12 protein-coding genes are annotated in these 10217 nt (G+C 73.1%); 10 read left to right on the top strand and 2 right to left on the bottom strand.

The genetic code is table 11. The features are described 5' to 3' along the window. Both ACWF94_RS22650 and ACWF94_RS22645 read left to right on the top strand, forming a co-directional pair. Positions 1–850, top strand: an 850-nt coding sequence (locus ACWF94_RS22650; protein ID WP_453491266.1) for a diaminopimelate decarboxylase family protein, incomplete at its 5' end; no start/stop codon positions are given. A 23-nt stretch (positions 851–873) separates the two neighbouring features. After that, positions 874–1800, top strand: a complete 927-nt coding sequence (locus ACWF94_RS22645) for a LysR family transcriptional regulator (protein ID WP_453491263.1) — start codon at positions 874–876, stop codon at positions 1798–1800. A 111-nt stretch (positions 1801–1911) separates the two neighbouring features. Here ACWF94_RS22645 and ACWF94_RS22640 read toward each other — a convergent pair whose 3' ends face one another. Next, the gene (locus ACWF94_RS22640; protein WP_453491260.1) at positions 1912–2730 is read right to left on the bottom strand and encodes an AraC family transcriptional regulator; all 819 of its coding nucleotides are present in this window, start codon (positions 2728–2730) and stop codon (positions 1912–1914) included. Between the two features lie 177 nt (positions 2731–2907). Between ACWF94_RS22640 and ACWF94_RS22635 the strand changes: the two genes are divergently transcribed. Further along, positions 2908–4365, top strand: a complete 1458-nt coding sequence (locus ACWF94_RS22635; protein WP_453491257.1) for an MFS transporter — start codon at positions 2908–2910, stop codon at positions 4363–4365. 195 nt (positions 4366–4560) lie between these two features. Here ACWF94_RS22635 and ACWF94_RS22630 read toward each other — a convergent pair whose 3' ends face one another. Beyond that, the gene (locus tag ACWF94_RS22630; protein WP_453491254.1) at positions 4561–5193 is read right to left on the bottom strand and encodes a TetR/AcrR family transcriptional regulator C-terminal domain-containing protein; all 633 of its coding nucleotides are present in this window, start codon (positions 5191–5193) and stop codon (positions 4561–4563) included. Positions 5194–5317: 124 nt separating this feature from the next. Between ACWF94_RS22630 and ACWF94_RS22625 the strand changes: the two genes are divergently transcribed. The 7 genes from ACWF94_RS22625 (at position 5318) to ACWF94_RS22595 (ending at position 10174) form a co-directional block, all read left to right on the top strand. Then, positions 5318–5995, top strand: coding sequence for a DUF998 domain-containing protein (locus ACWF94_RS22625; RefSeq protein ID WP_453491251.1), 678 nt, complete (start codon positions 5318–5320; stop codon positions 5993–5995). Between the two features lie 120 nt (positions 5996–6115). Continuing rightward, positions 6116–6328 carry a DUF4287 domain-containing protein gene (locus ACWF94_RS22620; protein ID WP_453491248.1) on the top strand — a complete coding sequence of 71 codons (213 nt, stop codon included), beginning with the start codon at positions 6116–6118 and terminating at the stop codon, positions 6326–6328. Positions 6329–6524: 196 nt separating this feature from the next. Next, positions 6525–7517 (top strand): dihydroxyacetone kinase subunit DhaK, encoded by a 993-nt coding sequence (gene dhaK / locus ACWF94_RS22615; RefSeq protein WP_453491245.1) that lies wholly within the window; start codon positions 6525–6527, stop codon positions 7515–7517. Between the two features lie 33 nt (positions 7518–7550). Beyond that, on the top strand, positions 7551–8165 hold the full coding sequence (gene dhaL, locus ACWF94_RS22610) for a dihydroxyacetone kinase subunit DhaL (RefSeq protein WP_453491242.1): 615 nt from the start codon (positions 7551–7553) through the stop codon (positions 8163–8165). Beyond that, positions 8165–8575 carry a PTS-dependent dihydroxyacetone kinase phosphotransferase subunit DhaM gene (locus tag ACWF94_RS22605; RefSeq protein WP_453491239.1) on the top strand — a complete coding sequence of 137 codons (411 nt, stop codon included), beginning with the start codon at positions 8165–8167 and terminating at the stop codon, positions 8573–8575. The genes dhaL and ACWF94_RS22605 overlap by 1 nt, the downstream gene beginning before the upstream one ends. A gap of 272 nt (positions 8576–8847) precedes the next feature. Next, on the top strand, positions 8848–9519 hold the full coding sequence (locus ACWF94_RS22600) for a hypothetical protein (protein WP_453491236.1): 672 nt from the start codon (positions 8848–8850) through the stop codon (positions 9517–9519). A 19-nt stretch (positions 9520–9538) separates the two neighbouring features. Further along, the gene (locus ACWF94_RS22595) at positions 9539–10174 is read left to right on the top strand and encodes a class F sortase (protein ID WP_453491233.1); all 636 of its coding nucleotides are present in this window, start codon (positions 9539–9541) and stop codon (positions 10172–10174) included. Positions 10175–10217 lie beyond the last annotated feature (43 nt).

The raw sequence follows: 10217 nt of genomic DNA, 5'->3' as shown, positions 1-10217 counted from the left end.
CCATGTGTCCATCCGGACCGGCGGCAGGGACTCGAAGTTCGGCTTCGGGCTCGCCGATGGCGTCGCGGCGGCGGCCGTCCGGCGGGCCGCCGCCTCCCCGGCAATGATCCTGGACGGCGTTCACGCGCATGTGGGCTCCCAGGTGCTGGACACCGCCGAACTCGCGGCCGGCGCCGCGGCCGTCGCGCGGTTCGCGGTGGACATCGCCGCGCCCCGGCTCACCGTCGGCGGCGGACTGGGGGTCGCGTACGAGTCGGGGCAGAGCGTGCCGTCGTTCGCCGAGTGGGCGGCCGGGGTGCGCGACGCGGTGCGCGGTGCCGGCTGGAGCCGCGAGGTGACCGTCGAACCCGGCCGCTCGATCGTCGCCCGCGCCGGGCTGACCCTGTACCGGGTCGGCACGATCAAGCGGATCGAGGGCGTACGGACGTATGTCGGCGTCGACGGCGGGATGAGCGACAACATGCGCCCCGCGCTCTACGCCGGACGGTACGAGGCGTTCCTGCCGCGCTGCCCCGACGCACCGCGACCGCTGCGGGCGCGGCTGGTCGGCAAGCACTGCGAGAGCGGCGACATCATCATCGACGAGGCGGCGCTGCCCGGTTCGCTCGCCGTGTCGGATGTGCTGGCCACACCGGTCACGGGCGCGTACGGCTACGCCATGGCGTCCAACTACAACAAGCTGCCGCGTCCCGCCGTCGTCTTCGTACGCGACGGCCGGGCCCGGGTCGTGGTGCGCCGCGAGACCGACGAGGATCTGCTGCGGCTGGATGTGGCCGCCCCGCTGACGGCGGGTGTGGGCGCCCCTGGCGCCGGGGACCTGTTCGAGGCCCGGCCCACCGGCACCGCTTGATCTGGCCGGATTAATCTGGCCCGATGCTGAACAGTGCCCGTCTGCTCGTCCTGCTGGAGATCGCCCGCACCGGGACCATCGTGGCGGCGGCACAGGCGCTGCATCTGAGCCCGTCCGCGATCTCGCACCAGCTCGCCAGGCTGGAGCGGGAGCTGGGTGTCGCGCTGGTGGAGCGGGCGCCCCAGAGTCTGCGGCTGACGGCGGCGGGCCGGCGGCTGGCCGAGCACGCTCAGGCCATCGCCGATCTGATGGCCGTCGCCCAGGACGATCTGCGCGGGCACTCCGAGGGCGAGGCCGGGGTGCTGCGCCTCGGCTTCTTCGCGTCCTCGGGTCTTGAGCTGCTGCCCCGCGCCCTGTCGGTCTTCGCGGCCCGGCGGCCCCAGGTGGAGCTGGAGCTGATCCTGGGCCAGCCCCATGAGCTGCTGCCCGATCTGGAGGCGGGCCGGCTGGACGCCGTCGTCGTCTTCGAGCATCCCCTGGACCCCTGGTGCCGAGGGGCCGCCGTGGAGGTGGAGATGTTCTTCGACGAGCCCCCGCTCGTGGTGGTCCCTCTCCGTCATCGCCTCGGCGACCGGGACGTCGTCCGGCTGGCCGACCTGGAGGGCGAGACCTGGATCGGCACCCGCGGCGGCCATACCGGCGAACCCGTCCTGGAGCGCGCCTGCGCCGCCGAGGGCTTCCTCCCCCGGGTCCGCTGCCGCAGCGACCACTACCAGGTCACCATCAATCTCGCCCGCGCCGGCATGGGCATCGCCCTCGTCCCGGCCCTCGGCCTCGGCGACACTTCGGGCGTCCAGGTGTGCCGCCTCGACCACCCGCAGCTGCACCGCCGTATCGGCGTCGCCACGCGCGGCACCAATCGCAACCCCCTGCTGGGCATGTTCCTCGCGGAACTCCGCTCGGCGGCGCTGGAGACGGGGTCGCTCCTGGAGACCCAGTGGGCGGCCTGAGCCGCGTCCGCGCGCCCGTGTGACCGGGCCGTCCTCGCCGGGGGTGCGCCGAGCGGCCGTGCGCCGGTGTCCCGGACCGGCCGCCCCAGGGGAGGTCGGCGGACGGCGGCGTCAGCTGTCGGACATGACCCGGCTGCCGCCCACGCCCGCCTCGGCGGCGTCGAACACGGCGTCGCCGTGGAGGTAGCGCCTCGGGGAGGTGCCGACGGTGCGGCGGAATGCCGCGAGGAAGGCGCTCGGCGTGGCGTATCCCACGGTGTGGGCGACCCGTGACACGGGCTCGCCGTCGGCGAGCAGGGACAGCGCGGCCCGCAGCCGCACATGGGTGCGCCAGCGGTCGAAGCTCATCCCCGTGTCGCTGACGAACAGCCTGGTCAGGGTACGTCTGCTCACGCCGACCGCCCGGGCGTGCGCGTCAAGGCTCCTCGGGTCGGCGGGGTCGGCGAGCAGGGCGTCGGCCACGGCGCGTACGCGTGCCTCGGCGGGACGCGGCACATCGATGGGCAGGGACGGCAGGGGGTGCAGCAGATCCAGGACGACCGCCTCGGCACGCAGCCGCGCGTCATCGGCGAGGTCCTTGCGGCTGAGGTGGCCGATGAGCCGGGCCAGCAGTCCGTCGACGCCGACCGGTGTGGGCTCGGTCCAGTCCAGCCGGCACCGGTCGGGTTCGAGGTAGAGGCTGCACAGCACCGCGTCGCGGGTCGCGCCGGTCCGGTGGACGACTCCGGCGGGCAGCCACAGCGCCCGGGTCGGCGGCAGTACCCAGTAGGTGTCGTCGACGGCGATACCGAGCACCCCGCGCCTGGTCCAGGCCAGCTGGTGCTGTGGGTGGCTGTGCGCGGGGATCCACTCCCCCGACGCCAGCGGGAGGTTCCCCACCACGATCGCGCCCACTCCGAGCGGGGCGGAACACATGAGGTCATCGGCCATCCACCCAGCCTATGGCCTTGTATGTCCTCAAGGCGACATCACATGGCCCCATAGCGGATTGTGGCCAATCCCGGGGGTTCATAGCGTCATGGGTATGCCGATCTTTCCCTTCCCCCAGGAGCGCCACGAGCGCCACCCCAGTACCGACGCACCGACGACACCGCCGGGGCGTCCGTCATGACATCGGCGACAGCGACCTCCTCCGCGATCACCGGCCGCCGCCGTTCGGCGCTGATCGTGCTGTGTTTCGTCCAGTTCATGCTCGTCCTGGACGACACCGTGGTGAGCGTCGCGCTCCCCAGCGTCCGGGACGAACTCGGCTTCGGCACCGCGGGCCTGGCCTGGGTCGTCAACGCGTACTTCCTCGCCTTCGGCGGACTGCTGCTGCTGTTCGGCCGCGCGGCCGACCTGCTGGGGCGCCGGCGCGTGTTCCTCAGCGGTGTCGCGCTGTTCGGTGTGGCCAGCCTGGCCTGCGGGCTCGCCCAGGAGCCCTGGCAGCTGATCGCCGGGCGGTTCGCCCAGGGCGCGGGCGCGGCCATGGCCAGCCCGGCCGCCCTGTCGCTGATCACCCTGATGTTCCCGGGCACGGAGGAGCGCGCCAAGGCGCTCGGCATCTGGGGCGGTATCGCGGGGCTTGGCGGCACGATGGGCCTGGTGGTCTCCGGTGCGCTGACCGACCTGGCCTCCTGGCGCTGGATCTTCCTGATCAATCTGCCCGTGGCCGCTGTGGCCCTCGTACTGCTCCCCCGGCTGGTCCCGGAGAGCCGGGCCACCCGCCGGACCCGTCTGGACGTCCCCGGGGCGGTGCTGGGCACCGGCGCTGTCGTCTCGCTGGTCTACGGGCTGCTCCAGGCCGGTGAGTCCGGCTGGGGCGATGTGTCCGCCGTCGGGCCGGTGTTCCTCGCCGTCGTCCTGGCCGCCGTGTTCCTCGCGGTCGAGTCACGCACGGCCGAACCGCTGGTACCGCTGTCGTTCCTGGCCTCCCGGGTCCGCGCCGTCGCCAACGCCACGACCCTGCTCTTCTCCGCCGCCTTCTACGCGATGGCGTTCCTGCTGATGATCCATCTGCAGACGGTGCTCGGCTACGGCCCGCTCAAGGCCGGGGTCGCCTATCTCCCCTACGGCGGCGGCATCCTCGCCGGCATGTGGCTCTCCTCGCGCGCCGTACTCAGGCTCGGTCTGCGCCGGACGCTCGTCATCGGGTTCCTGGTCTGCGGGGCCGGGCTGCTCCTGCTGTCGGGCGTGGCACCGAGCGACGGCTATGCGTCCGGTGTGCTGCCCGGCATGCTCATCACCAGCGTCGGATGCGGGCTGAGCCTGCCCGCCCTGACCCTCGCGGCGCTCACGGGCACCACCGGGGAGGACGCGGGCCTCGGCTCGGCCGTCCTCAGCTCCGTCCAGCAGGTCGGCGGCGCCGTGGGGCTCGCGGTGCTGGTCACCCTCGCCGCGCACCGCAGCGACACGGTGTCCGGCTCGGCCGGGCCGCTGCGCGCCGCGACGGAGGGCTTCTCCTTCGCGCTCACCGTCGCCGCCGCGCTCCTCGCGGCCGGCGCGGTCCTCATCGCCGCCCTGCTCGGCGACCGCCGCCCGGCAGCCGCCGCGAAGACCCCCGGCCCCCCGGACCCGCGCGGCTAGCCGCACCCGCGCCCGGACAGCGGGCGCCCGGGCCGGACCGCACCGGGCTCGTGTCCCGTCCCGTCGCGCGGTGCGCACCGTCGGCGTACGGGCCGTTCCCGTACGGGAAGAGCGCTCCCGTACGGGAACGGTGCGGCTCAGCGGTGCGCGGCACCCGGGTGTCAGCCGCACCCGGGTGTCAGCCGTACGCCCGCGTCAGCGATACGCGGCGAGGAAGGTCCGGACCCCGGCGGTGGCGTAGTGGTCGAGTTCGGCCGGGGTGTGGCGGGGGCCCCCGTAGAACATGGCCTTGTTCACCGGAATCCAGAGCAGCAGGCCGGTGAAGTGGTGGGCGGCCAGCAGCGGTTCGCCGATCCGGAGCAGTCCCGAGTCGGTGAGCCGCTGGAAGGTCGCGGCCAGTGTGACGAGGACCCGGTCGAAGCCCTGCTCGTACCAGGCCGCGCCCAGTTCGGGGAAGGCGTCGGCGTTGGCGATGACCAGCCGGCGCAGCTGAAGCACCTGGGGCTGGGTGAGGGCGGTGAGGAACCGGTGGGCGAGCCGGGTGAGGTTCTCCTCCAGGGCGTCGGCGTCGGGAGGGATGTCGGCCACCAGATCGACCATGGCGTCGATACGGTCGGTGGTGGCCAGGACGATCGCGGCGAACAGCTTCTCCTTGTCGGCGAAGTGCTTGTAGACGGTCTGCTTGGACACCACGGCCAGCCGTGCGATGTCGTCCATGCTGGTGCCGGAGTAGCCCTTGTCCATGAAAACGCTGGTCGCGGCTTCCATGATCGCCTGGCGTTTGCGTGCCGACCGGCCCTGTTCGCGCGCTTCCATGCCGACTCCCATACGGTCTCCCCGATCCTTCAGTACTGGACAGTCCAGTTCTCTGTGGGTACTGTACCGTCCAGTTCCCAACAGTACTGCACCGTCCAGTTCTCATGGCGGCGTTCACCGACGAGGAGGACCCCTGATGACCCCGACCCTCAGCGCCCCGATCACCACGGCCACCACGACCGGGGCCGGGCGGAGGACCCGTGTCCTGCTGGCGGGCGGTATCGCGGCGGGACCGCTGTTCCTGGTCGTGGGGGTGGTCCAGGGCCTCACCCGCGACGGGTTCGACTTCACCCGCAACGCCATCAGCCAGCTCAGCCTGGGCGGCCTCGGCTGGATCCAGATCACCAGCTTTCTGCTGACCGGCGCCCTGGCCTTCGCCGGTGCGGTGGGGGTGCGCCGGGCGCTGCGCGACGGCCCCGGCGGGGTCTGGGCGCCACGGCTGATCGGGGTGTTCGGCGCCTCGTTCCTGGTCGCCGGGGTGTTCACCGCCGACGCAGGCGACGGGTTCCCGGCGGGCACCCCGGACGGACCGCCCGCCACGATGACCGCCCACGGCACCATCCATCTGGCCGGTGCCACGGTGGGCTTCCTCGCGCTGTGTGCCGCCTTCTTCGTACTCGCCCGGCACTTCGCCGGACAGGACCGGCGCGGCTGGGCCCTCGCCTGCCGCCTGGTGCCGGTGGGTGTCATGGCCGGCTCGGCGACCTCCTCGTTGTCGGTACTGGCCTTCACCTGCGGAGCGGCGCTGGGCCTCATCGGGCTGAGCGCGGTGGCGGCCCGGCTGGCCACCGGCGTACCGCTCGCACAGCGGTAGCCACCCGTACGGGTTACCCTGCCCGCCGCACGGCACCGGCCCGCCTGGCGGTTCACCCGCACCGCACCCGGTATCACCCCACCGGCATCACCCCACCCGAACAGAACAGGACACCGCGACATGACCGAACCCGTGAAGGGCCCCGCCAGCTACTTTCCGTCGATCGAGAAGAAGTACGGCCGCCCTGTCGCGGAGTGGAAGGACCTCATCCGCTCCTCGCCGCTGACCACACACATGGAACTGGTCTCCTGGCTCAAGACCGAGCACACCATGGGACACGGCCATGCCAATGCCCTGGTCGCGCACACCCTCGCGGAGGGCGGCGGTAAGTGATCCGTACCGGCCACTCCCGTGCGCCGGGCCCGCTCCCCGCCGATACTTGACACGGACCGTCGGCCCGGCGGCTCCCCTGTGACCTGACATACCGTCGGCCATCGGCACCGGCCCGCACGGACACCGTTGTGTCAGCACACGGACACCGCACGGAAGCAGCTCGTACACCAGCTGCCGCTGAGTCAGGGAGAGACCGTTGAGGATGCTGATCAATGTCCCCGAGACCGTCGTCGACGACGCCCTCAGGGGAATGGCCGCCGCCCACCCCGAGCTGAACGTGGATGTGGAGCACCGGGTGATCGTGCGCCGTGACGCGCCGGTGGCCGGGCAGGTGGGACTCGTCTCCGGGGGCGGTTCGGGACACGAACCGCTGCACGGCGGGTTCGTCGGCCCGGGGATGCTGTCCGCCGCCTGCCCGGGTGAGGTGTTCACCAGCCCGGTGCCCGATCAGATGGTGCGGGCCGCCGCGGCCGTCGACAGCGGCGAGGGGGTGCTGTTCATCGTCAAGAACTACACCGGGGACGTCCTCAACTTCGACATGGCCGCCGAACTCGCCGAGGACGAGGGCATCCGTATCGCCAAGGTGCTGGTCAATGACGATGTGGCGGTCACCGACAGCCTCTTCACGGCGGGCCGGCGCGGCACCGGCGCGACCCTCTTCGTCGAGAAGATCGCCGGGGCCGCCGCGGAGGCCGGGGCGCCGCTGGAGCGGGTGGAGGCGATCGCCCGGCGGGTGAACGACGGCTCGCGCAGCTTCGGGGTCGCCCTCAGCGCCGTCACCACCCCCGCCAAGGGCTCCCCCACCTTCGACCTCCCGGCCGGGGAGCTGGAGTTGGGCATCGGCATCCATGGCGAACCCGGGCGCGAGCGGCGCCCGATGATGACCTCGCGGGAGATCGCGGACTTCGCCGTGCACGCCGTCCTGGAGGACCGGCCGCCCTCGGGACCGGTGATCGCGCTCGTCAACGGCATGGGCGGCACCCCCCTGCTGGAACTGTACGGATTCAATGCCGAGGTACAGCGGGTACTCGCTGAGCGGGGGGTGGCCGTCGCCCGTACCCTCGTCGGAAACCACGTGACGTCACTGGACATGGCGGGCTGCTCCGTGACGCTCTGCGAGGTCGACGAGGAACTGCTGCGGCTGTGGGACGCGCCGGTGCGGACCGCCGCGCTCCGCTGGGGCCGCTGAACCGTCCGGGATTCACCGACACAGGGAGTGCATGTGCTCGACGCCGATTTTTTCCACCGCTGGCTGGCGGCCTCGGCCGCCCTCGTCGACCGGGAGGCCGCATATCTCACGGAGCTGGATTCGCCGATCGGTGACGCCGACCACGGCAGCAATCTCCAGCGCGGATTCGCCGCGGTGACGACGGCGCTGAAGGAGGAGTCCCCCGCGACCCCCGGTGCCGTGCTGACACTGGCGGGCGGGCGGTTGATCTCGACCGTGGGTGGTGCGTCGGGTCCGCTGTACGGGACGCTGCTGCGGCGTACGGGCAAGGCGCTCGGCGACGCCGCCGAGGTCACCCCCGCGCAGTTCGCCGAGGCGCTGCGCACCGGGGTCGCCGCCGTGGCGCAGCTCGGCGGGGCGAAGGCCGGGGACAAGACCATGCTGGACGCGCTCGAACCGGCGATCGCGGCACTCGGCGACACCACCGAGTCGTTCGCCGCCGCCCGGGACGCGGCCGAGGCGGGCGCGCTGGCGACGGTGCCGATGGTGGCCCACAAGGGCAGGGCCAGCTATCTGGGCGAGCGCAGCGCAGGTCACCAGGACCCCGGCGCCACCTCGTCCGCGCTGCTGGTCTCCGCGCTGGTCACCGCGCTCGCGGAGGTGGCGTGATGGCGAAGGGGAAGCCGGTCGGGATCGTGCTGGTCTCGCACAGCAGGGAAGTGGCGTCGGCGGTCGCCGAGCTGGCCAAGGGGCTCGCGGGCGGCGGGGAGACCGCTCCGGTGGCTCCGGCGGGCGGGACTCCCGACGGCGGTCTCGGCACCAGTTCCGAGCTGATCACCGCGGCTGCGGCCTCCGTCGACGGGGGCGCGGGCGTGGCCGTGCTGGTCGATCTGGGCAGTGCCGTCCTGACGGTGAAGGCACTGCTCGCCGAGGGCGACCAGTTGCCGGACGGGACCCTGCTGGTGGACGCGCCGTTCGTGGAAGGCGCGGTCGCCGCGGTGGTGACGGCGTCGGCGGGCGGCGATCTGAACGCGGTGGGGATGGCGGCGTCGGAGGCGTACGACTACCGCAAGAGGTGACCCGCGCCGCCACGAGGCCGTTTCCGCGGCCCAGGGGGTGATCCGGGGAGGGGAGGGACGGCACGGCGCGACACGGGGAGCGGCAGCACGGGGAGGGGCGGCACGGGGAGGGGCGGCACGGGGAGGGGCGGCACGGGGAGGGGCAGCACGGCGCGACACGGGGAGGGGCGGACGGTGAGACGCCATTTGGTCCCCCATGAGTGGCCCCGCCCCGGGCTCCCTCCTAGCGTCGGTCTCACTTTGGTGCATTTCCTACCATCGGAGACCTGACCATGCGTGCCATACGTGTCGCGTCCCTCACTCTCATCGGCACCGCCGCCGCGCTGGCGCTCAGCGCTCCGGCCGCGCTCGCCGCCGACGACGACGGAAGCGCCGTACCGCCCGGCGACGGGAGCGGCATCACCTCGTTCGGCTTCACCGTGTCCCCCGAGGAGGTCGCGCCCGGTGGCACCGTCACCCTCAACGCCACCGAGTGCGAGTCGCCGGCCGTGACCGTCTCGTCGGGTGTCTTCGACACCGTCACGCTCAGCGAGGGGCTGCCCGCGACGGCCAAGATCTTCGCGGACGCCAAGCCGGGCGCGGAGTACGACATCACCTTCGACTGCAAGGGCGAGAAGGGCACCACCACCCTCACGGTCAGCGGGTCCGGCTCCCACACCGGGACGGACCCGGACACCCACACCGGCACCGGTACCGGCGCGGACACGGGCTCGGACACCGGCGCGGACGCGGGCAGCCACACCGGCACGGGTGCGCACACCGGGACCGGTTCGCACACGCCGGGCGACCCGGCCAAGCCCGGAGGCGGCGTGCGGGCGGGCGCGGGCGGCAGCCTCCCCGGTCTGAGCCCGGCGCAGCTCGCCGTCGGGTCGGCCCTGGTGGCGGGTGCGGTCGGCGGCGGGGCCGTCCTGCTGCTGCGCCGCCGTGCCCGGGACGGCGGCTGAGGCGGAGCGGCGGTACGCCATGCACACAGCCAACCGGCGCGGTACGTGGTTCACCCTGCTCAGCGTGCTGCTGGTCGGCCTGTTCCTGCTGCGCGACGGCCCGGCGAACCCCGCTGCGGCCGGTCCGCCCCGGCCGGGCGGCGCGGTCGCGGCCCATCCCCGGGCGTCCGCGGCGCTGCCGCCCGCACCCGGCCCGCTCACCCACTCCCCGCCGCGCCGGATCACCGTGCCGTCCCTCCGCGTGGACGCCCCCATGACCAGGGTCGGCCTCGCGCGGGACGGGTGGATCGAGGCCCCGCCGCTGGCGGACGCCGCGGTGGCCGGCTGGTACTCGGGCGCGGTGGCCCCGGGCGAGCGCGGCACCTCGGTCGTCGTCGGGCATGTCGACAACACCACGGGCCCGGCCGTCTTCTATCTGCTCGGATCACTGGCGCGGGGCAGCCGTGTCGAGGTGCTGCGCGAGGACGGACGTACGGCCGTGTTCACCGTCTACGGAGTCGAGACGCACCCCCAGCGCGGCTTCCCCGCCGAGCGTGTCTACCGGGACGGACCCGATTCCGAGCTACGGCTGATCACCTGCGGCGGCGGCTTCAGCGAGCGGACCGGATACGACGGCAATGTGGTGGTCTTCGCCCGGCTGACCGGCACCCGCTGACCCGGCCGTCCTCCAGCGAGCGAGCGGGCGGACGGCCCGACCT

The organism is Streptomyces sp. NPDC055078, assembly GCF_053607985.1.
This window is presented reverse-complemented; position numbering and strand designations above follow the sequence as displayed.

What these genes read in the sequence shown, in the direction of transcription:
- ACWF94_RS22645 (WP_453491263.1), top strand. Translation starts at nt 874, where the DNA reads ATGCTGAACAGTGCCCGTCTGCTCGTCCTGCTGGAGATCGCCCGCACC.
- ACWF94_RS22640 (WP_453491260.1), bottom strand. Translation starts at nt 2,730, where the DNA reads ATGGCCGATGACCTCATGTGTTCCGCCCCGCTCGGAGTGGGCGCGATC.
- ACWF94_RS22635 (WP_453491257.1), top strand. Translation starts at nt 2,908, where the DNA reads ATGACATCGGCGACAGCGACCTCCTCCGCGATCACCGGCCGCCGCCGT.
- ACWF94_RS22630 (WP_453491254.1), bottom strand. Translation starts at nt 5,193, where the DNA reads ATGGGAGTCGGCATGGAAGCGCGCGAACAGGGCCGGTCGGCACGCAAA.
- ACWF94_RS22625 (WP_453491251.1), top strand. Translation starts at nt 5,318, where the DNA reads ATGACCCCGACCCTCAGCGCCCCGATCACCACGGCCACCACGACCGGG.
- ACWF94_RS22620 (WP_453491248.1), top strand. Translation starts at nt 6,116, where the DNA reads ATGACCGAACCCGTGAAGGGCCCCGCCAGCTACTTTCCGTCGATCGAG.
- ACWF94_RS22605 (WP_453491239.1), top strand. Translation starts at nt 8,165, where the DNA reads ATGGCGAAGGGGAAGCCGGTCGGGATCGTGCTGGTCTCGCACAGCAGG.
- ACWF94_RS22600 (WP_453491236.1), top strand. Translation starts at nt 8,848, where the DNA reads ATGCGTGCCATACGTGTCGCGTCCCTCACTCTCATCGGCACCGCCGCC.
- ACWF94_RS22595 (WP_453491233.1), top strand. Translation starts at nt 9,539, where the DNA reads ATGCACACAGCCAACCGGCGCGGTACGTGGTTCACCCTGCTCAGCGTG.